Raw genomic sequence first — 20,938 nt, 5'->3', positions numbered from 1 at the left:
ATAATGAATTTGAAAGCCCGGTTTAAACGCTCATTATGGCAAAATGGGCCAACGGGGCCAACGCGTCCAGTGCGCTGCTCCCAAATTCCTAGACATCAAAAACGAAAACGCCAGAGAGCCCGCTTTGGGTCACGGTGAGGGTGGTTGGCAAGTGGCTGACCAGCAGCGCTCAAGTTGCGGACGCGTGCCCGGTCTAATAGAACCAGGCACGCGCATCGCTTCAACGCAGGTCTCCGCTCACGATCCAGCATAAGCGGAGACTGGACGGGTCACTTGGCGTCGATAAACGCCTGATTGACCTCAGCCGATTTGGCATCTTTCAACGCGCTACAGGTTTTCATCGTCTCCAGCGTGCGGTTGAAGGACAACTCTCCACGACCGGCGGCGATCACCTTCGGCCGCATCAGGGCGTCGATCTCGTCTGCCTTGGCGGCGTCGCAATAGACACCGGGCAGCGAGGCAATGCGGCCAGCGCTGAAAATGCCCGCGCCAGCAGAGAAGGACGCATAGTTGGCTTTCAGCCAAGTAAAGGCCGTGTCGCGCGTCTCGCGGCTATAGAACAGTCCCCCCAGGAGGCTGATCTTTTCGGAATTACGCAGCCGCTTGTCATTCATGGCGGTATTTAGAACCCAATCCGCCGTATCAAGCTTGGCGCCGGCCGTGACCGCGCCCAGCGCCCGGCCACGGAAACCTTCCTGCGTCGAAGTGACGGCGCGTTCAAACATCGCTTTTGCGGCGGGCAGGCCACCTTCCTGAACGTAGATGCTGAGGCCGCTGCCTAGATAGGTCTGGTCTAGCGCATTGGTGTTGCCATTTAGATAGGCCGTCGCAGCGTCGAGCAGGGTTTTGCGGACAGACGTATCTTTGGCACTTCCGGCGAGCAGGCTAACAAGGCCACGGCGACGCGACTGAAGCTCTGCGGCTTCGGCCTTGTAGGCCCCATTGGCCGGGTTAAAGCCCATGGCGCCCAGACGTGGGCCATAGATGCCTCCGATGACCCCACGGTATTTGGCTTCGGTTTCGCTGGCCACCATTCCGTCGCCCCACAGGCCTGTCAGGCGTTCGCCCGCGCCGATGGCGACGCTGGAGTCCGGATTGTCGGCCAGAGCCTTGGCCGCGGTGATCAGCTCTGCGGCAGGCAGTTTACCGGCCTCAAACTGCGCCCAGAGGCTGTCGATGGCGGCTATACCTTCGGCGGCGGGCAGGGTCGCTCCGGTGGCCAGCAGCGCGTCCCAGTCGCTGGGGGTCAGCGAGAAGCGATAATAGCCCGTGCCGCCCGCGTTGGGGATGATGGCGCCAGGTTTCGCCGCACCCAGATCCACAGTCGTCTTGTCCATAAGCGTGCAGTTGCGCTCTGACCCTTCGCGCAGACAGACCGGGATGATCCAAGACTGGGGCGTCAGAGTGCTGCTGTAGTAGCTGTAGCGCGACTGGGTGCCAATAAGGCGACCATCTTTGCGAACAATATCGACAACCGGTACGCCTTGTTGGTTGATAAAGCTCTTCATCGACTCCAACACGCGTGGGTCCTTAGCCGCATCGGCCAGAGCACCGAAGAATTCTTCGGTCGTGGCGTTGCCGTAGGGGTGACGTGACATGTGAAGACGCACGCCTTCGCGGAAGTTGTTGTCGCCCAGATAGGCAGCAATCATGGCAATGACCTGACCGCCCTTACCGTAGGTAATACCGTCAAAAGCGGAGTCGATATCGCCGTTTTTGGTGATCTTCTCATGAATGGGGCGCCCCACCTTCATGGCGTCGGTGGGCATGGCGCTGAATCCTTCGGCCAGACCGCCCACGCCAATATTGAGTTCAGGGCGCCATTCGTTTCCGATACGGAAGCCCATCCAGTTGGCGAAACTTTCATTCAGCCAGATATCGTCCCACCACGCCGGGGTCACGTAGTCGCCAAACCACTGGTGCGACAGCTCATGGGCGACCACCATCCCGAAGGTTTTTCTCTGGCTGGTCGGCGCACCATCATCCAGCAACAGGATCGTGTCGCCATAGATGTCCGCCCCGGCGTTTTCCATTGCGCCCGGCATGATGGGAGAGCCGATCTGGTCCAGCTTGGGGTAGGGGAAGGGCTGGTTAAAATAAGATTCCAAATGAGCGACGATCGACGGCGTTTCCGTCAGAGCGTAGTTGAGCTTGTCCTTGTTAGGCTTGGTCGCGATGATGCGTATCGGCAAAGGCCACGAACGCTGTGGCGTCGGCGGTGCGACGCCTTCGGCTACTGCGAAGGGTCCGACGACCATGGCTACCAGATAGGAGGGCAGGGGTTTGGTCGGGATGAAGTTGTGGGTGACGAGATTGCCCGATTTGACGCTATCTTTTTCGGGCGCATTGCTCGCAACTACAAGGCCCGGTTCCGTGGTGATGCTGACGGAGTAGGGGGTCTTAAAGCCCGGTTCATCGAAGGAGGGAAAGGCAGCGCGCGCATCAATGGACTCAAACTGCGTCCAGGCGTACCAATCGTCGCCGACCTTGACGCGATAGAGCCCGGCAGGGCCATCTCCGAAAGGCGCATCGTAGTCGAATTTCAGCGTTACCTTGCCCGCCTGCAGCGGCGCCTTGAAGTCGACGCGGGCAACACCCAACGGATCGACCTGGGTCCAGACAGCCTCGATCGCTTTGCCGTTTTGAACAGCAACAGCTTTGGTCACGGTAAGGTCGCGGCCATGCATGAAGAGCGACGCAACCCTCGTCTTAAGGTCCAGATCGATCTCGGTATGACCTGAGAAACGCTCCTTCGAAGGAATAATGGTAAGGCTGAGCCGATAAGCTGAGGGCTTGGCCGTATCGGGTAGCCGACCTTCGGGGTAGTCGGCGGCAACAGCCGCACTTGGGGTCGCTACAGAAAGGGCGAAAGGGGCCATTACGAGGCAGGTCGTGACCGCCAGGGCGCGCAGAAAAGGACGCATTCAGAAAATCCGTTTTGAGACCGTATACTTTGATACGAACGCATTTGACTAACAGCCGGGTGCAGATGTGCGAAATTAAGTTTTTGTAACCTCACAGCTCGCCGCTTTGGACGCATCATTTTTTGGGCAAATGAAGCGAGAATCCGATAAGCTACACCGATGGCTTCTCAACTCGACATGTTTGGCGTCCCCTCCAATGCGCCCGTAACCAAACCAGTCCGCAAGCCCAAAGCGACTTCAAAACGTCTGAGTTTGAAGGATGTCTCTGAAGATGACATAGCTCGACATTTGGAAATGACGGGACGATACCGAATATTACGACAGATTCGGCCTCGTGACGTTTGCGAGTCGCCTCGACCCGGATTCCCTCTCATTGGCGCAATCGTCGACACTGAGACCACGGGTCTGAACAAAGGCGAGGACGAAGTCATAGAGATCGGGGTTATTGCCTTTCGGTTTAATCCCGAAGGTCAGGTCGGCGACGTAATCGACGTCTACAGCTCTCTGCATCAACCATCTCGACCTATTCCGTCAGAGATTACAGCTTTAACCGGAATTACCGATGAGATGGTAAGAGGACGCTCGATCAATCTCGATGCCTTGGAACGGATTGTTCTTCCAGCCGACCTGATCATCGCGCACAATGCAGGCTTTGACAGACCATTTTGTGAGCGCTTGTCCCATGTCTTCGCGTCAAAACCGTGGGCGTGCTCCAACGAGGAAGTGGATTGGAAAGGTCGTGGTTTCGAAGGGACGAAACTTGGCTATCTCATCAATCAAGCTGGCTTTTTTCATAACGGACACCGGGCAGTCGACGACTGTTTCGCCTTACTGGAAGTTTTGTTGCAACCGGGCCTTCATGAACTGACGCCTTTTGCCGAACTTTATCGGGCGAGCCAACGCGAGCGAATCCGGATTTGGGCAGAATATAGCCCCTTCGATAAAAAGGACGTCTTAAAAGCCAGAGGCTACCGTTGGTCTGGCGGGGAAGGGGCGACGCCCAAGGCCTGGTGGACGGAGGTTGATGCAGAGCTCTTTGATTCTGAGATCAAATTTCTCGAAGCGGAGATTTATAACCGCAGTGATGTTGACCTCACGTCGCGGCGATTGACCGCTGTCGACCGTTTCAAAGGATAAGTAGTCCTTGTTACTGGGCCATGTAATAAATCACCAACGTCGCAGTTTGACCGAACGTGGTTCATGGCCCGCTCTAAACTCTGTTCATTTTTCGCGCCGGGGATGTGCTGAGTCGCTTTTCGGAGCAAAACACCATATTTCAACGCTTGGCCTGTGGCGGAGATACTGACGCGGCGGATTGCAAATCCGAAGACCCCTAATCAGATAGGGCAGGCCATCCAACCATCGCTACCCCTGAGATGTTTCGGGTTGCACTGAAATCGTCAGATCAGCGAGTTGGCCATAAATTATATGATCCGCCTGCCCAATCAGGGGCATCGTTTTCTGCGCATATCCCTGCGAAGCCGTGAATGCCACTCAATCAGGGGTTCTGATCCTCATTTTACAAACGGCAGATCAATCCGCGAAGCCGTGGAACCGCCCCGAACTACCGTAATCAAGGGAGGTGGCGTGATCTGAATGGCCTTTAGGTTGCGTTGACGAGGGTCGGCCCCGGCAACTGTGAGTCTCAGACGCGCCCCCTTCGGCACGACAAGCGACACCGGCGTTAACGTGATAACTACGTGCGCCGTCTCATCTGGCTTTAAACCCTGAATGTCCGAAGAAAGACCGGAATGCCAGGGTTGCCCCAATGTGTCATAAGGCGGTTCGGACACCTTCCGATGAGCTAGGTTCAATCGCCCAAACGCTATAACCTCTGCCTCTCCGTTGGGGGCAATCATGTCGAGATAGACAAACAGATTGGCTTGCGGATCGCTCGACATGAGGTTTAACCGCGCTATGGAAGAACCTATCAATGTAATGGGTTCGACTAAGGGCGAGCTCGTATAACTCAGACCGTGGGAGTCCATTGGCTTAGCCCAAAACGCAAAGTATTCCGCGGGTGGCAGATCATAATCCACTGTGAAGGCGTCACGTCCTTCGGATCCCGGCCCAACACTTAGGTCACCGCTCCCGCTGAGAAACCACGGGACCGGTAAGGATTGAACACCGGGCAATTGGTCTGAACGAACGTAGCCACCCTTATTACCGCCCAGACCGCGAACCCAGTACGTAGCGCGCGGCTCCTGATCGATACCGTTAGCAACACCCTTCAAATGATGATCGAAGTAACGAGTGACTTCACCCGTAAAATCGAAGTTTTCTGGCGTACTGCAATGCCCCCCCGGTCCAGCCAGGAACTTGCCATCAAGGTTCGCCGCTCCGAGAATAACCTGCGCAGTTGGCTCGTCCTGCCAGTTGCCCCAGAAATAGGTAGCAATCCCCGCTTTTCGGATCGCGTCCAGGTATCGATATACTCCCACCTCTTCCCAATAAGGGTTTCCCGTTAACGCTGATACGCTGTCCCGATAGGGCATACCGTACCAAAGAGGCGCCATAGGTGTGTTATGAGCATGCTGCGTGACAGCCTTCTTGAGCAAAGCGCCATCTGGATCGGCATCGACTGGGAGGCTAGCAAGATCCACAGATGCTGGCTCATCGGGGCGGGTGTTAAACTGGGCCGTAATGCCACCGTTACGCACAAACGCATACTTATCTAGATCCGAAGCCCCGATAAACACTGCTTTTAGAGACGGTGGCGCTGTCGAGGCGGTGTGAAAGGTTGTGCCGCCCAAGTAAGAGCACCCGATCATGCCAACCGAGCCGGTGGCGAAGGGTTGGCGCGCCAACCACTCGATCAGGTCGTAGCCATCCTGAGCTTCGGTGCGGTCCTGAAAGCCGCGCCGGGCCCCAAAAGACGCTCCCTTGCCACGTATATCTGCAACCGCGACCACATAGCCGGCGTGCAATAGCGAGCGCAATGCGAGCTGATCACTCAACGCCTCCTCAATCACCTCACCCTTTTCGTTACGAAACCTCGCTCTGTAAGGCGTGAAGACAAATATGACCGGCCTTCGCTCGCGTATCGCCAATCCCCCAGACGCGGGAAGATAAATATTCACCGCAATCCGCGTGCCATCTCTCACGGGAACGTATAGAGACTGACGCACATAATCGTTGGCTGTCTGCTGGGCGCGAACATTCGCTGCAATAGCTGTCGCTGTCACAAATATAAGAAACAGCACAAGCGTATGGGCTAGCCAAGACCTCACGTTGATCTTGCGCAAGGCTTTCAAACCTTTTTCTTCAAATAGCCGTTCATCTCAATCCACCGGACGAACGCATCGAACCACCCCGTACTCGTTGTCGGCTTCTCGTACATGCCAAAACCGTGACCACCTTTCTCGTAAAGATGCAGTTCAACCGCGCGCCCGGCATTTCGCCAATTCACAATGAGGCTAAAGTCGTTCGCGATTAGTCCATCGTCAGCCGCTAAAGCCACGAATATCGGAGGTGCATCCGCAGGAACGTCGACGGCCGACAGCGGACCATAGACATAGCCTAAAAATGCCGGCTTGGCCGACTTGCTTTGTAGGGCAGTCCACAATGTCAGTCGCGCCCCTGCCGAAAAGCCGGCCATACCTATTCGGTCCGGGTCGACGCCCCACTTTTCCGCATTGGCGCGCACTAGGCTAAAAGCTGCCTCGACATCAGCAATCTGTGGCGCATCCGAAGGGACCACCCATGGCCGCGATGCGCCTGACGCCGATGGCGGTGGACCTTGTGGTCGTGAAAATTCTTCAAGGGTCGCAGCTGTCTGATTCAGGCGGTATTTAAGCACAAAGGCCGCGACCCCCATGTCGGCCAGACGTTCGGCTAAGTTCCAGCCTTCATTCTCCATCGAGAGTGTACGAAATCCGCCTCCGGGTGCGATTATAACCGCCGCACCGGTGGCTTTGGAATGGCTGGGGAGGAAAGGCGTCAATGTTGCTTCAGTTACATTCCTCGCAAATACGCTTCCGTACTGCCGGTGCCATGATTCCTGTACAGTTGCCCCCGGTAGTTGCCCTGTATTGAGCGTTATAGCATTGGGTTGGTCCGGGGTGACTATTGCGACCATCTGGCTGTCCTGGGCCGAAACAGACCCTGAAACGGCACTAATTAGCGCGGCCATCACCACTATTTTGTGTATAATACCCACGGCTGTGTCCCTAATCTGTTCTTCGTTGGGCTCATTGCGGCCCACAATTATATCTAAAGCAAAATCAAAACTCAGAAAAGATAATTGCTAGACTTTACTATTTCAAAAGCATGCAGTTTATCCCATTGCGCCAAGGCGACAACTTTTGTCACTCCGCTTTGCCATAACCGTGTAGCCACTCTCCAAAGATCAAAGAGGTTTAGCTCTTAGGGGACGCGCCTAGAGCGAAGCATGCAAGGTTCGAAAACAGAGCTACCACGGGCCTTCACGGCAGCTGAAAGCAGAATGGCTCCCACAAAGCCATTCCGCTCTTATGGTCCTCAAGGCTTATTTGGGGGCATCAACGACTTCGATGGGCAGCCCAAGGCCCGTCAATTGAGGCAGGACCTTCTCCTTATCGCCCACCACGACCCAGACCAGCTTATCCGGCTGGATAAGGTTACGCGCCGAACTGTCCAGCGCCTTGGCGTCGAGCCCTCCCAACTTGCCTGCGACGGTTTCGATATAGTCGAAGGGGCGCTTATAAAGCGCATCGCTACGTATCTGGCCCAGTACGGCCTCAGAGGTTTCAAAACTTCCCGCCAATTCACGCACGCTGCCGTTTATGGTCAGTTTGAGCTCTTCTGGCGTTACTCCTTTCACCCCCAGAAATTCCATCATCTGAGTACGCAAGGCAGTGATAGAGTCGCCTGTACGGTCAGCCTGAACCGGGGCGATGACAATGAATGGTACCTGGTTTTCATAGCGGCTGATGGCCGAGCGCACGCCATAGGACCACCCCTTGGTTTCACGCAGGTCCATGTTAATACGCGACAGGAAGCTGCCCCCCAAAACTTCATTGGCCTGCGTAAGGGTCAGGAGGTCGTCCGTACCGCTTGCCTTGAGCACCTCACCGGCATAGATCACCGACTGCGGTGATTGCGGGCGATTGACGAGAATAATCCGCGGCGTGGCTATGGGGATGGCCGACGTGAAACTTTTCTGACCGGCAGCAGTGGAGGGGGCCTTCCACTGGCCGAACCGGGTTTCAAGCTTTGCCTTGATGTCGGCGAGGGTCGTATCCCCAACTACGAAGATTTCCAGCTTGTCCGGACGAATCCACGCGTCGTGAAAGGCCGAAAGATCCGCAGGTGAAAGGGTGGATACGACGTCCGCCGTACCATTGCCCGATGAAGGACGACCGTAAGGGTGGTCGACACCAAAAATCGCCGTAGAGAGGGTGCGCGACGCAATGGCCTGAGGCTGGGTCAGCTCCTGCGCAATGGCCGCCAGGCGCTGGTTGCGCACCCGGGTAACAGCCTTCTCTTCAAAGGCAGGGTTCTTGGCGATATCCGCAAGAAGATCGAGCGACGGATCGAGGTTGGCGCTCAAGGCCGACAGGCCGACGACCGTGCGGTCCATGCTGCCGTTCAGCGTGATCGAGGCCCCCAGACGTTCCTGCGCCTCCGCAATCTCCACGTCCGAAAGGGTCTTGGTACCTTCGTCCATGGCCGCCAGCATCAACGAATGCACTCCTAGACGGCCCTTGCCGTCCGAAGCGTGACCGGCGTTGAAAGACAAAGACAAACGTACGACCGGCACGGCAGTGCGACGGGCAAAGTGGACCTTCACGCCGTTCGAGAGGGTTATGGTTTCCACCGCTGGGAAGTCGATGTTCGTGATATCGCCAACTGGGGGCAATTGGCTACGGTCAACAGCAGTAAGCGGCAAACCCGCCGCGATTGCATCGGCTTCGGCAGCATCGAGATAAAGTGCGGGACCGGAGGTGATGCCGGCGCGCTCGCCGCCCGCGCTACCGGCTTCCTTATAAGCATCGCGAGGTCCTGGTACGACAGATATGGCAAAAACCGGACGGGTCAGCCACTTACCCATAGCTCTGGTGACCTGAGCGGGAGATGTGGTCGCAAAGGCGTCTAGCTCTTTTTTATAAGCCTCAGGATCATTGAGATAAAGCGCCCCTTCGGCGAGTTGCGTCGCCTTACCGCTGAAACCACCCACCGATTCCAATCCGCTAATGGTGCTGGCGATATGTCGAGTGGCCACACGTGCAACTTCGTCGGCCGTTGGGCCCTTAGCGATATAATCAGCAACGATTGCGTCAAGGCGTTTGGATACTAATTCCGCGTCAACGCCCGGCTTCACATCGACGCTGATTTCGAAAAAGGAGAGTTGCGCAAAAGTCTGAAGCTCGGCGCTGACGCGCACAGCCAGTTGTTCGTCGCGGACCAGAATATTGTCGAGGCGCGAGCTGGACAGACCGCCCAGAACACCCGCTGCCATATCAAGCGGGATACGGTCGGCGCTGTCGAGCCCCGGAACCGCCCAGTAACGGTAAAGTCGCGTCTGGGCGACGCGATCCTTCATTACCATGTCCTTGCGGGCGCTGAGGGTAGGGATGTCAACCTTGACCGGAGCAACTGCGGCGCCTTTGGGAATATCGCCAAACCATTTTTCGACCTTGGCTTTGGCGGTGGCCTCGTCGATATCGCCGGCCAGAACCAGCACAGCATTGTTCGGGCCATAGCTGGCGCGGAACCAATTCTTCACATCTTCAAGACTGGCGCTGTCCAGATCAGCCATCGAACCGATCGTAGAGTGATGATAGGGATGACCTTCAGGAAGCAACCCTTCAAGTTGAGCGTATTCGACCAAACCATAGGGCTGGTTATCGCCCTGCCTCTTTTCGTTCTGAACAACGCCACGCTGGTTATCGAGTTTCTCCTGGGTGACCGCACCCAAAAGATGACCCATGCGGTCGCTTTCCAGAAAGAGAGCCACATCAAGCGCGGGAGTTGGAACGGTTTCAAAGTAGTTGGTGCGGTCGAACCAAGTGGTGCCGTTGAAATCCGTCGCGCCGACCTGCTGGAGGGGTTCGAAAAAATCACCTGAAGCGTTTTCAGAGCCGTTGAACATCAGGTGTTCAAACAAGTGCGCGAAGCCGGTCTTTCCTTTCGGTTCATGTTTTGAACCGACGTTATACCATACAGATACAGCAACGACGGGGGCCTTGCGATCTGTATGTACGATCACACGCAGTCCGTTTTTCAGCGTGAAAGCCGAGTAGGGAATGTTCACCGCCTTGACCAGTTCGCTCACCGGCGCGGCCTTTATTTCCACAGGCGCAGCCATAACTTGAACATGCCCAAGCGCGGTGGTCATCGCGAGGATCGATGCAAAAGCCGTGAGACCAAGAGAACGAAGGGAAGGACGTATCATGCAGGCATCTCTAAGATTGTGGTGACGACGCAAAAACTATTAACGGTTTCCGGCCAGTCCGATCCCGAATGGGACGGTTGGAGCGAGCATGCCACGCAAAGTCATTATTGCAACGACTTTCCAACCCATGACCCACCAACCTCCCCACTCAAAGCTATTGCCGGATTTTTTTGCCGCTGGAGGCTCCGGCTAAACGGGTATCCACCGATCGTCTGCCCCTCATGGCCCCGCTATAGGAGACAGGCTCACAACACCGTCAGTTATGCGCGCAATCCTCTAGTTTCGTGCATGCTGACTTCGGTTTCATTCTTGTTTCAGTCGGCCCCCTATGAAGCACAACAAATTCTGCATGGGAGACCCATTTCTTCACCTTTGCAAAGCCCGCCCAAACAGCCTTCCTCGCACCTATGTAAGGGACCCGCGTCGGGATGATCGACATCCCGACGGCGAGCCACTCCCGTAGACCTACTCGTTCTTTTTGCCGCCCGGGGTCCCGACATTGCCCTGAGCGCCACCGCCGGCTTGGCCAGGTTCGGTCGGGTTGCCGTTTGAGCGGTCGGGATTAATGACATTGGTGTTGTCGATGATCGGCACCTTGCCATCTATCTTGACCGGGGTGCGAACATTCTCAGGACCGCCAGGATTGACTACGCCACCACCAGGGAGGGTCGGGATCGGAGCTGTTCGGTCCACGCCCGCCGTTGCACCCGTACCATCATCCGGCGCTGGGTTTGTGACATGGCTGCCGTTACGGGGATTTTTCACATCATTGGCAGTCAAGTCAGTCGGCAGCGCTCGGCGCGGATTGCCCTCTGGGTTCGGCCGGCTGGCCCCGCCACCGGTGAATCTATAACCACACATGACGTCGCCATCGTCGCCACAAGGCGGCTTAGGGCCATACTTTTTGTCCCATTCGGCCTGCATGTCGGCATCGGACTTCGTCAACCAGTCCCAGATGCCGGGATTATCGACATCGGAAATCATCGAGTTGTCGCGCCCGGGGGTGCGCGTCCGTTCGGTGACCGAGGTCAAGGCAGGTGCAGTTACGTTGCGAGACCCGGTCAACGTGTTCTGGGCATTGGTCACCGTGGTCTGGGCGTCGGCGCGTTGCGTCGGGCCGGCAACTCCGGGAGTTACGGTCGTCGAGACACCGGTACGTCTTCCGCTGACAGCGGCCTGCGCTGCGGTGATGGCGTCCAAAACCCCGGCCCCGCTTGTTCCGAGAAGGGGTGTACCGAGATCCACGCCGACTCGTTGCATTTCGTTAACATGGTCGTCGACGAAGCGGTCGCTGGTTGCAAGACGCACGCCCATCGACTGGGCTTCCTGAAGAGTGACCATTTTCTTGACATAGGCAACCTGCGCCATGTTAGCCAATTGTTGGCGCGCCAAGTTGCGGTTGTATCCCGGCGGTAGGGCATAGGCGGCGCCAGCGGCCAGGATGAGCGTAATGAGGCCGCATGCCGACAGTAGATGGGTTTTACGCATGGGATTATCCTTTGTGTGGAGGAAAAAGACGTCGGGAGAAGCTAAAGGCAACACAAGGTCTTTGAGGATTTCGCTCTGATCGTGTGGCACGCCCGGCCAGGACAGTCGGGCTTAATCCTTGCGGGGACGGGTAAACCGGCGCCCGTTTGCAGCCGGCCGAGAGGGCTCGGCAGGTTGCTGTTGGGAGAGATGACCGTGCCCGACAAACCGATCAGGTGTATGTCGCAGGAGTCGTCCGGCCGCATCAGGACGGCACGGGCGGAATAACTCTGCGCATCGCCGTAGCGGCTCCTGTGATGAGCCGCCGTGCCCACCAGTGCCACAGGCTTAAGCCCGACGTCACAGCCAACACGTAACGGGCTGCCGCGGCGACCAGACCGGCGCTTGGAACAGCTCTGCGGGCGAAGAGAGACATGCGAAATTCCATCGAACGGAGGTCCATAATGGACCGGGCCAATCATGCCCGAATTTCGCGGATTGAACGTGTTGCAAGCTGTTGCATCCCGCTGCAATTCGCGGCGGTCAGGTGTTGCAACCCGGTGCTTTGTAGGGTCGCGACCTGTTACAGTGAGAAGAGTGGTCTTTCTATCTGCGTGTCCGGAGCTGATTTGGCATGCGCCCTAGCCAAGTTTGGACAAGGTATTTTTTTACTGCGCGAAAAGAATTCGGTAATTTTTATGAGGCTGCATAGGTAGTGGGTCGGATAAATTCGATTTTTGGGCGATTCCGTGGAAGAGACGACCAAGTTAAATCGGGGAGGGAGAACGCGTGGGGCTTCTAGTCTATATGATTTTTACAGGCGTTGCGGTCGCCGGCATTGTGGTGTGGATGGAATTTAGAAGTCAGACCCCTATGTCGCAACTCATCATGCGCCTTATTTTAGTCATCTCTACAGCCGTCATTTTCTGGTGTCTCTGCTTTATGGCCATTCAATCCTGGTCGGGCACCGGAGATTGGCCAAACCTTCTGGTTCTCGCTGGAACCCTAATCTTATTCATATACCCCTCTGTGGCTCCAGCGGTAGGGGGGCCAGTGTTGGATACCTTCTGGCGGTTATCGGGAGGCTCATATTTTCTAGGCACTGGCGGCAATAAGAGCGTCCGCGCTTTCGGCGAGTAGGTCGCAAGGTGTTAGCACCCTCTGTGCCGTGCGCCGCGGCTTCAGAAAGCTTGGGAGATAACTGTTTTGCGAAGTTTGAGGGGCGCGCAGTTCGACGGTACTGGCGCGCGGTTCCTAATCACGATCGCGATAGCCGTGGCGCTGAACCACGCGTTTGCCGGTCTTCTTGCTAAGCGTTATATAAAGCTCCACCCATCTCTTTCTGTCCGCGAAGGAATAATCGCCAATGCTTCAGCGAGCTAGAAACTAGGATGGGGATCATCTCCCACGATATTTGTTATGTATATCCCGTTGACATATCCCATGTTATGATTAGTTTAAGGTAAACTCCTGGAGGTGTATCATGGCTCGCACAACCTTATTTCACTCGAATCGCTCGCAAGCAGTTCGCTTACCTAAGGACGTGGCTTTTCCAGAAGGGGTCAAAGACGTAACTATTTTGAGGGAAGGGGGGCGTCGTATCATCGTGCCGTCGAACAGCGTTTGGGACGATTTTTTTGCGGCCCCAGGCATTGATCTTGGCGAGCGCGACCAACCGATAGAAGAAGTCCGCGAGCGCTTCTAATGCTTCGATATATGCTTGATACAAATCTATGCATCAGAGTGCTCCGAGACCGGCCGCAGTCAATCCGCGAACGGTTCAACGCTGAAGCTGATGGGCTTTGCATCTCCACAATAGTATTGGCGGAACTGTTGCACGGTGCTGAAAAGTCTGACCGCCCGGCTTTTAACCGAACAAAGGTCGAACAGTTTGCTGCGCGGCTCGAGGTGATTCCATTTGGGCCAGAGGCTGCCGCCCACGCCGCAGACATTCGAGCGTCCTTGGAACGTAGGGGTACTCCGATTGGCGGTTATGATGTACTAATTGCAGGTCATGCCCGAAGCAGAGGCTTGGTTGTTGTCACTGGAAATTTGAGTGAGTTCTCCCGCGTTGAAGGGCTTCGTAGCGAGGACTGGCTTTCGTCAGACCCGATGGCGAACTAATTTAGCGTCACCGTTTCTTAGAAAGTCGTGTGGAGTTAGATGTTTCTCACTCCAGATTACCGTTCAACCCTGCTTCACGGGCGCGCGAGATTTTGAACTGGTTCGCGATTTCCCATAATCTATATTATGCGTTGTGCGCATTCATGGCGTACAGCTTGACATTTTCCCGCCTACATGTACAATGAGTTAGGATTCCTTTGTGTGGAGCTTCCGATGCCAAGCGTAGCCATTGATGACAATAAGCGATTGCATTTGAGGGTGTCGCCAGAAGCAAAAGCCAAGCTGATCCGGGCCGCGGCGATTCAAAATACGGACCTCACCAACTTCATCATGCAGACAGCGTTGAAAGAAGCAGATTCAGTGATTGAAGCCGCTGAAGCCGTCGTCCTTTCTAGACGGGATTTCGCTCGGGTCCTTGAGCTGCTCGAAAACCCGCCTAAGCCAAATGCAAAACTGCGGGCCGCTATTGCAGCTTTGCCGTCCGCACTATGATCCTCCCGGACTGGCACGAAGCACCAATTGCCAAGTCGCATGATCGAAAATCATTCAACTGTGGCGACACCCAGATGAACGAATTTCTGCAGCGATTTGCTCGGCAGAGTCATGAGCAAAACGCGTCGAAAACCTTTTGCGCTATCGAAAACGCTAAGTCACAACGGATTCTCGGTTTCTACACGGTAACGCCGTCCGCAATATCGCACGATCAGGTCCCCGCACATCTCGCAAAAGGATTGGCGAGGCACGAGATCGCGGGCTTCAAGTTGGCACGGATAGCGACGGACCTCTCCGTCGCAGGGTTAGGGCTGGGTGGGCAGCTACTAGCGGCCGCAGCCCTTAGATGCTTACGAACTTCAGAACAGGTTGGGGGAACGTTGCTCATCATAGACGCAAAAAACGTGCGTGCTGCGAGTTGGTATGCTGCATACAGCGCCGAACCGCTCAAAAATCTCCCCCTGACATTAGTAATGCCATTGGCCACCTTTTCCCCTAGCTTTCAAGATAGAGGTTTCCTGTAAGCCCCCGAGTTGAGGACTATGTTGAATATTGCCGGTCCACCCCTCCCCGCACTTGTCTCAACTTAAATTTTATTTCCAGAATATATATTATGCGCACCAAAGCGCGCTTGTCGGGATGGCCCACAGGCCATCGCCGAACGGCACAGGATACTCGCCGGAATAGAGCACGATCCCGTTGAAGGATTTGCCTTCAGTCATATTCGCCTTGAACCACTTCAGATGCTTGAAACTGTCCGCATCGATATTTGTTCCGGCTTTGACTTCGATGCCGACGACGGCATCATCGTTTTCAACCTCGTATTCCATCTTCCGATACCGGGCTATGCAACCTTGGCCAACGGACGAATATCAACCTTATCCTCGTGCGCGCGAGCGTTCGCCAATTGATAGGCAGTTTGCATACGCATTAAAGTTTCCGCCTTTACGCCAAACGCCTTTTCGAAACGGATCGCCATTTCCGCAGAGAGGCTGGAGTGGCCATTTAGCAAAGTGCTTAGCGCCTGACGAGTCACCCCAACGTGGTCAGCCAAGGCCTTGATCGTGATACCATAGGGCTCAACAAATTCAGTTCTAAGCCACTCGCCCGCGTGGACCGCCAACGCTGCATGCATTTTAATCGCCATGATAATCCTCCAGATCCAAGTTAATTAACGCTCCGTCTTGATCCATCTCAAACGTCAGACGCCAATTTCGAGTGACCGTCATTGACCAAGTGCCCACACGATCTCCCCCAAGTGCATGGAGACCGTAATTGGGAGGCGCGAAGAGTTCGTCCAGATCAGCAGCAGCGTCGATGAACGCGAGCATCTTTCTTAGCCTTGAAACGTCTCCGACAAGGCCTTTAGCGTTTCCAGATTCGAAAAACCTTCGCAGCCCCTTGTGACGGATGGACTCGATAAGCATGCGTCAAGTTATACTTGACGGCCTAAGGCGCGTCAAGTATCGCTTGACACACCTTACATGCAGAAAAGCCGAAAGCCTCTTAAAGCGCTATGGGACACTTACAATAGCCGCTGAGGCGCAATCAGACTAAACGAGGCGTAAGCGTGGTCTGCCGTGCCCGTACGCGTTCCAAATAAATCTAGGCATCGTCACTTAAGTTCGCAGATCTGCGATTATTTCTAGAGACCCGTATGTTCGTGGACGGATCGCAGATCGTGGCATCGTGGCTTACAATCACGCATGTCTGGACAACTACGACCAAATGAGTGTTTCTACTCAACTGATGTCGAACGAATTCGCTTGCTGAGGTTCTTGCCTCGAGCCGTTCTCGCCCTAGCCCGAACCTACGCGCCGCACATACTCGACCGATTTTAAACTGAACTATCGTGGAACTCTAACCGCCCGGAGTGGCAATACCACCCTCTCCGGTCGGTCATAGGTCTGACAATTTCTCATTGCTTCGGGCATATTTGTCATATAATTTTTTGCCTGAGCCCTTCGGTGGGTGAGATTATTCAGGAAAGTCTGCCGGTATGCCCTTTCTCCCCTCGCGTCGCCTGACCCTCTCCGCTGGCATGGCCGCCTCCGTGTCGGCGCTTATGCCGGGCACCCCTGCTGCGGCAAAAGGCCACCATTTTGAGATCGGGCCATCCGACTTTCTGCTCGACGGTCGCCCCATCCAGATTCGATGTGGCGAGATGCATTTCCCCCGCGTGCCTCGTGAGTATTGGCCGCATCGTCTCAAGATGATCAAGGCAATGGGGTTAAATGCCGTATGCGCCTATCTGTTCTGGAATTACCACGAGTGGGATGAGGGCCAGTTTGACTGGGAGGGGCAAAGGGATGCCGCTGCCTTTTGCCGGATGGCCCAGAAAGAAGGTCTTTGGGTCATTCTTCGACCGGGCCCCTATGCCTGTGCCGAATGGGAAATGGGGGGCCTGCCCTGGTGGTTACTGAAGGCCGAAGGCGACGCCTTTCTGCGCACCCGTGCGGAGGCCTTCACCGAGCCGGCGCACCGCTGGATCGAAGAGGTGGGTCGCCATCTTGGCCCGCTTCAGGTTACCAAAGGCGGCCCCATCCTGATGGTGCAGGTCGAGAACGAGTACGGATTTTTCGGCAACGATCTTGAGTATCTGCAAGGCATGCGCAAGGCCGTTGAGCGGGCCGGGTTTGACGTGCCTCTCTTCCAGTGTAATCCGACCCACGTTGTCGCCAAAACCCATATCCCTGAGCTGTTGTCCGTTGCGAACTTCGGCAATGACCCGGAGGCGGGGTTTAATGCCCTGCGCTCCGTCCAACGCGCGCCATTGATGTGCGGCGAATATTATTCCGGGTGGTTTGATGTGTGGGGCGCCGGGCACCGAACCGGTGGCGTTCAAAGCTCTGTGGCCGACATCAAGTGGATGCTCCAGCAAAACGGCTCCTTCAGCCTCTACATGGCGCACGGCGGCACGAGCTTTGGGCTCTGGGGCGGCTGTGACCGGCCGTTCCAGCCCGACACGACCAGTTACGATTATGATGCGCCGATTAGCGAAGCGGGGCGGATCGGGGAAAAGTTCGAGGCCTACCGCTCGGCCATGCGGCCGTTTTTGAAGACCGGGGAAAGGCTGCCCGCCCCCCCTCCGCAGAAAAACACGATGGCTCTGGCCCCCTTCACTCTTGAAGAGTGTGCCCCCGTGAGCGCCGGCTATCCCTCAAACCCCGTTCGGACGCGTGAGCTTCGATCCATCGAAGCCTATGGCATCAGCCGCGGTCTGGTCTCTTACAAGGCCGTCTTGCCGGCCGGGCCTGAGGGCGTGCTCAAGGTAAACAAGGCGCGCGATCTGGCCTGGATTAGGGTCGATGGAAAAGAGGTAGGCACTTTTGATGTGCGCCATCAGCGTACCTCTGTGGCTATCCCTGCCCGATCGCGTGACGCGGTCATTGAAATCCTGCTCTATACCATCGCGCGCGTGAATTTTGGGGTGGAGGTTCATGATCGCAAGGGCATTCAGGGGCCGGTCACCTTTACCCCCAAAGGCTCGGCCCCCATACCTGTCGAGAACTGGGAACTGCGGGCAATTGATTTCGGTGCCAATGGCGACCTGCCGAAGCTCAACTGGACGCGGGACAAGGCGAGCGGGCCGTCCTTCTATCGCGGCACCTTCACCGCGACGTCGCGCGACGATACGTTCCTGAACCTGTCGAACTGGGGCCTTGGCATCGTGTGGATCAATGGTCGCTGCCTGGGTCGCTACTGGAGCATCGGCCCCACCCAGACCATGTATCTTCCGGGCCCCTGGATTAAGAAGGGGGTGAACGAAATTGTGGTCCTCGATCTTACGGGTCCAGACACGCCGGTCGTCCTCGGGCAAACGACCCCCATACTGGACGCGCTGCGACTCGACAGGGATCTGCCAAAACCGAAATCCAATCGCACCCTGGCTCTCGCAAACACCTCTCCGACGCATTCGGGGGCGTTCCGTCAGGGGTCAAACAGCCAGGACGTGATGTTTGAGACACCCGCAAAAGGCCGACAGTTCTGCCTTGTCTCGCAAAATGCGCATGACCAGAAAGGGTTTGCCGCTGTTGCCGAAATTGCCCTTCTCGATAAGGCGGGACAGCCCATCAACCAGTCGGAGTGGTCCGTGGCCTATGTCGACAGTGAGGAGGTCGCGAGCCTGAACGGTGCGGCCGTGAACGCGATCAACGGTCAGGCCGCCGATTTCTGGCATACGGCCGTTCGCTCAGCCGACGTCCGCGATCACCCGCATTATCTGGCGATTGACCTCGGCCGGACCATAGAAGTTGCGGGCTTCCGTTATACACCGAGACAAGGCGGAGACGGCGTAACGGGTCGCATCAAAGACTATCAGGTCTATGTCGGTGACGCGCTAGTGGTCGAACCTTAGTGGCGCAGCCGCTGGGGCGTTTACAGCCGCCGGGCACGCCCAATCACGGGAAATGCCCGGCCTCAATGCCGCTTTCAGGCGGACCTGACCTGAGCCAGGAAGGCGTGAACCTGGCCCTGGAGCCGTTCGGCCTGTTGCGCCAGTTCGGAGGACGCACTCAGGACCAGAGACGCCCCCTGCCCGGTCTCCTCCGCCATGCGGGCAACGCCGGAAATGTTTGAGGAAACCTCAGAGGCACCGGCAGAAGCGCGCGTCACGGAATGGACGATCTCGTGGGTGGCGCCGCCTTGCTGCTGGACGGCACTGGCGATCGTCGCCGAAGAATCATTGAGGGCCTGAATGGTCGCCGAGATGTTTTCAATGGCGGCGACGGCCTGAGTGGTTGTCGTCTGAATGGCCGCAATCTGCTGATTTATCTCATCGGTCGCCTTGGCCGTCTGCTGAGCCAGTGTCTTGACTTCCGAGGCCACGACCGCAAAGCCGCGTCCGGCCTCGCCCGCGCGCGCGGACTCGATCGTGGCGTTTAGCGCGAGCAGATTGGTTTGCGCAGCGATGCCCGAGATCATATCGACGATGCCGGTGATGCGCCCGGACGCCTCGGAGAGTTCGTGCACAATCGCGCGCGTCGTCTCGGCTTCGGAGACCGCCTCCCGGGCCTTGGCCAGAGAGTGCTCAACCTGCCGACTGATTTCCGAAACGGATGCGCCCAGTTCTTCGGCCGCGCCCGCCACGGACGTCACATTGGTCCCGGCTTCCTCGGCGGCCACAGAAACCGATCTGGCTTTAAAGGCGGATTCCTGCGCGGTTGACGTCAGTTGCTGAGCCGTCGCTTGCATTTCCGTGGCAGCCGCCGACACCATCTCGACGATCCCGCCAACCGCGGTCTCAAACCGCGAGGCCAGTTCATTCATGGACTGCTGACGCTGGCGCGTCTGTTCGCTTTGCTGATCGCGCTCCCTTGCCGCCTCGGCTTCGGCCTTAAGCCTCAGGCTTTCGCGGAACGACATCACCGCCTTGCCGATGGCCCCCACTTCATCCGAGCGACTCGCCTCGCGTACCTGCGCATTGTGATCTCCAGCCGCCATGCGATCTATGACCGATCCCAGATTTCGCAGGGGCACCCCGACCATCCGGCTTATCAGCACGTACAGCGCACCCAGAGCCGCGACAATGCTGAGCAGGGAGATGAGGATCATATGGCCCAAGCTGCGATTGATGTCTGCATTGAGGGTCGCAACCGGAACCTCGACCACAACGGCCCATACGTCACCCGTGGCCCCGGCCTTGATGGGGAGCGCCAGATAGCGCCAGCTTTTTCCGTCTATGCCCTTGCCGTCAAACGCGACCTGCTTACCGCTCTCAATCGCCTGTTTCGCGGCACTTGCGGTGCTGGGGTCAATCTCTGTGAGGGGCTTGCCCAGTGTTTTGGCGTCCGGGTGGCTGACAGCCAGACCCGTGGAAGACACAAGCGCAACGAAGCCGGTGCCGAAGGGTTTTGCCTTTGCCATCTCCGCATTGAGGCTACCCAGATCAATATCGACACCCGAAATGCCTATGAACTGCCCGTTGACTTGCAGCGGGTGCGTGAACGAGGTCATCAGGACCGGTTTACCCGCCACAGGATAGATGTACGGCTCAATAGCGACCGCACGACCTTCATTTTTGGGGCGCTGATAGTAATCGCCTGCGCCCGGCTTGTCATAATCGGCGAGCACTTCCCGGATGATCGTCCCCGATCCCCGGTTCCAGTAGGAGATGAAGCGGCCGGAGGCATCCGTGCCCTCGGTGCCCGCATATTTGGCGTCCTGCCCATCAAGGGCGTTCGGCTCATAGGCCGTGTAAGCGCCTAAAATCTCCGGATTGCGCTCAAGAACCGATTTCAGAACGGCATCCTGAGTGGTGCGGGAGGTGGCCCCGCTTTCCTTCAGCGCGATGGCCGCAGACCCTATCTCTGCCGCCGCTTTCGCCGCCAGATCAAGCCGACGCGAGACGGCCTCTCCCTGGCTTTTGGCTAGGTTGAGCTGAATCTCTGCGTTTTGTTTGTGCTGAGCGTCCGCGCTCTGGCTGGTGATCACAACCGCACCGACGCCGAAGGCGAGGCACAGGGCAAGCCCGCAATAGGCGGACAGCTTCAGAGGCAGCGACTTTGCAAACATACGAAACACCCGATCTACAACTCAAAAATGCGTAGTCGATCAT

At 56.7% G+C, this 20,938-nt stretch carries 15 protein-coding genes and 1 pseudogene; 6 read left to right on the top strand and 10 right to left on the bottom strand.

Annotated features, from left to right (window positions below):
• Positions 1–269: 269 nt before the first annotated feature.
• Positions 270–2,924, bottom strand: a complete 2,655-nt coding sequence (locus AACH73_RS17725) for a M1 family metallopeptidase (protein ID WP_338736559.1) — start codon at positions 2,922–2,924, stop codon at positions 270–272.
• A 159-nt stretch (positions 2,925–3,083) separates the two neighbouring features.
• On the opposite strand from AACH73_RS17725, the gene AACH73_RS17720 reads away from it, so the two are divergent.
• On the top strand, positions 3,084–4,061 hold the full coding sequence (locus AACH73_RS17720; protein ID WP_338736558.1) for a 3'-5' exonuclease: 978 nt from the start codon (positions 3,084–3,086) through the stop codon (positions 4,059–4,061).
• A gap of 377 nt (positions 4,062–4,438) precedes the next feature.
• On the opposite strand, the gene AACH73_RS17715 is transcribed toward AACH73_RS17720, so the two are convergent.
• The 5 genes and pseudogenes from AACH73_RS17715 to AACH73_RS17695 all read right to left on the bottom strand — a co-directional run.
• A complete protein-coding gene (locus tag AACH73_RS17715) occupies positions 4,439–6,178 on the bottom strand; it encodes a CocE/NonD family hydrolase (RefSeq protein ID WP_338736557.1) in 1,740 nt (579 codons plus the stop codon).
• The gene (locus tag AACH73_RS17710; RefSeq protein ID WP_338736576.1) at positions 6,175–7,056 is read right to left on the bottom strand and encodes an alpha/beta hydrolase; all 882 of its coding nucleotides are present in this window, start codon (positions 7,054–7,056) and stop codon (positions 6,175–6,177) included. The genes AACH73_RS17715 and AACH73_RS17710 overlap by 4 nt, the downstream gene beginning before the upstream one ends.
• Positions 7,057–7,410: 354 nt before the next feature.
• Positions 7,411–10,299: a pitrilysin family protein gene (locus tag AACH73_RS17705; protein ID WP_338736556.1), complete on the bottom strand. Its 2,889-nt coding sequence runs from the start codon at positions 10,297–10,299 to the stop codon at positions 7,411–7,413.
• 465 nt (positions 10,300–10,764) lie between these two features.
• A complete protein-coding gene (locus AACH73_RS17700; protein WP_338736555.1) occupies positions 10,765–11,787 on the bottom strand; it encodes a hypothetical protein in 1,023 nt (340 codons plus the stop codon).
• A gap of 1,128 nt (positions 11,788–12,915) precedes the next feature.
• A pseudogene (locus AACH73_RS17695) lies at positions 12,916–13,059 on the bottom strand (transposase); the annotation flags it as partial.
• A 187-nt stretch (positions 13,060–13,246) separates the two neighbouring features.
• Here AACH73_RS17695 and vapB point away from each other — a divergent pair.
• The 4 genes from vapB to AACH73_RS17675 all read left to right on the top strand — a co-directional run bounded on the left by vapB (position 13,247) and on the right by AACH73_RS17675 (position 14,906).
• The gene (vapB, locus tag AACH73_RS17690) at positions 13,247–13,471 is read left to right on the top strand and encodes a type II toxin-antitoxin system VapB family antitoxin (protein WP_338736575.1); all 225 of its coding nucleotides are present in this window, start codon (positions 13,247–13,249) and stop codon (positions 13,469–13,471) included.
• A complete protein-coding gene (locus AACH73_RS17685; RefSeq protein WP_338736554.1) occupies positions 13,471–13,890 on the top strand; it encodes a type II toxin-antitoxin system VapC family toxin in 420 nt (139 codons plus the stop codon). Before vapB ends, AACH73_RS17685 begins: the two co-directional genes overlap by 1 nt.
• A gap of 213 nt (positions 13,891–14,103) precedes the next feature.
• A complete protein-coding gene (locus tag AACH73_RS17680; RefSeq protein ID WP_338736553.1) occupies positions 14,104–14,382 on the top strand; it encodes a DUF1778 domain-containing protein in 279 nt (92 codons plus the stop codon).
• Positions 14,379–14,906: a GNAT family N-acetyltransferase gene (locus AACH73_RS17675; RefSeq protein WP_338736552.1), complete on the top strand. Its 528-nt coding sequence runs from the start codon at positions 14,379–14,381 to the stop codon at positions 14,904–14,906. The genes AACH73_RS17680 and AACH73_RS17675 overlap by 4 nt, the downstream gene beginning before the upstream one ends.
• 87 nt (positions 14,907–14,993) lie before the next feature.
• On the opposite strand, the gene AACH73_RS17670 is transcribed toward AACH73_RS17675, so the two are convergent.
• From AACH73_RS17670 to AACH73_RS17660, 3 genes are read right to left on the bottom strand one after another with little or no spacing between them, the layout of a single operon-like run.
• Positions 14,994–15,212 (bottom strand): hypothetical protein, encoded by a 219-nt coding sequence (locus AACH73_RS17670; protein ID WP_272740927.1) that lies wholly within the window; start codon positions 15,210–15,212, stop codon positions 14,994–14,996.
• A gap of 14 nt (positions 15,213–15,226) precedes the next feature.
• Positions 15,227–15,529, bottom strand: a complete 303-nt coding sequence (locus tag AACH73_RS17665) for a HigA family addiction module antitoxin (protein ID WP_272740926.1) — start codon at positions 15,527–15,529, stop codon at positions 15,227–15,229.
• Positions 15,519–15,809: a type II toxin-antitoxin system RelE/ParE family toxin gene (locus AACH73_RS17660; protein WP_272740925.1), complete on the bottom strand. Its 291-nt coding sequence runs from the start codon at positions 15,807–15,809 to the stop codon at positions 15,519–15,521. The genes AACH73_RS17665 and AACH73_RS17660 overlap by 11 nt, the downstream gene beginning before the upstream one ends.
• A gap of 572 nt (positions 15,810–16,381) precedes the next feature.
• Here AACH73_RS17660 and AACH73_RS17655 point away from each other — a divergent pair.
• Complete coding sequence (locus AACH73_RS17655; protein ID WP_338736551.1) at positions 16,382–18,739, top strand: beta-galactosidase; 2,358 nt, start codon at positions 16,382–16,384, stop codon at positions 18,737–18,739.
• Positions 18,740–18,813: 74 nt separating this feature from the next.
• Here the strand turns inward: AACH73_RS17655 and AACH73_RS17650 are convergent, their stop codons facing one another.
• The gene (locus AACH73_RS17650) at positions 18,814–20,895 is read right to left on the bottom strand and encodes a methyl-accepting chemotaxis protein (RefSeq protein WP_338736550.1); all 2,082 of its coding nucleotides are present in this window, start codon (positions 20,893–20,895) and stop codon (positions 18,814–18,816) included.
• Positions 20,896–20,938 lie beyond the last annotated feature (43 nt).

Source organism: Asticcacaulis sp. DW145 (assembly GCF_037101385.1).
GTDB classification, from domain to species: Bacteria; Pseudomonadota; Alphaproteobacteria; order Caulobacterales; family Caulobacteraceae; genus Asticcacaulis; species Asticcacaulis currens.
The sequence above is the reverse complement of the archived record's forward strand: the minus strand, read 5'-3'. Positions and strand labels throughout refer to the sequence as shown.

Coding starts and splice junctions, on each gene's coding strand:
- AACH73_RS17670 (WP_272740927.1), bottom strand. CDS start 15,212: ATGGAATACGAGGTTGAAAACGATGATGCCGTCGTCGGCATCGAAGTC.
- AACH73_RS17660 (WP_272740925.1), bottom strand. CDS start 15,809: ATGCTTATCGAGTCCATCCGTCACAAGGGGCTGCGAAGGTTTTTCGAA.
- AACH73_RS17685 (WP_338736554.1), top strand. CDS start 13,471: ATGCTTCGATATATGCTTGATACAAATCTATGCATCAGAGTGCTCCGA.
- AACH73_RS17725 (WP_338736559.1), bottom strand. CDS start 2,924: ATGCGTCCTTTTCTGCGCGCCCTGGCGGTCACGACCTGCCTCGTAATG.
- AACH73_RS17720 (WP_338736558.1), top strand. CDS start 3,084: ATGGCTTCTCAACTCGACATGTTTGGCGTCCCCTCCAATGCGCCCGTA.
- AACH73_RS17710 (WP_338736576.1), bottom strand. CDS start 7,056: ATGGCCGCGCTAATTAGTGCCGTTTCAGGGTCTGTTTCGGCCCAGGAC.
- AACH73_RS17680 (WP_338736553.1), top strand. CDS start 14,104: ATGCCAAGCGTAGCCATTGATGACAATAAGCGATTGCATTTGAGGGTG.
- AACH73_RS17665 (WP_272740926.1), bottom strand. CDS start 15,529: ATGGCGATTAAAATGCATGCAGCGTTGGCGGTCCACGCGGGCGAGTGG.
- AACH73_RS17650 (WP_338736550.1), bottom strand. CDS start 20,895: ATGTTTGCAAAGTCGCTGCCTCTGAAGCTGTCCGCCTATTGCGGGCTT.
- AACH73_RS17705 (WP_338736556.1), bottom strand. CDS start 10,299: ATGATACGTCCTTCCCTTCGTTCTCTTGGTCTCACGGCTTTTGCATCG.
- AACH73_RS17675 (WP_338736552.1), top strand. CDS start 14,379: ATGATCCTCCCGGACTGGCACGAAGCACCAATTGCCAAGTCGCATGAT.
- AACH73_RS17655 (WP_338736551.1), top strand. CDS start 16,382: ATGCCCTTTCTCCCCTCGCGTCGCCTGACCCTCTCCGCTGGCATGGCC.
- AACH73_RS17700 (WP_338736555.1), bottom strand. CDS start 11,787: ATGCGTAAAACCCATCTACTGTCGGCATGCGGCCTCATTACGCTCATC.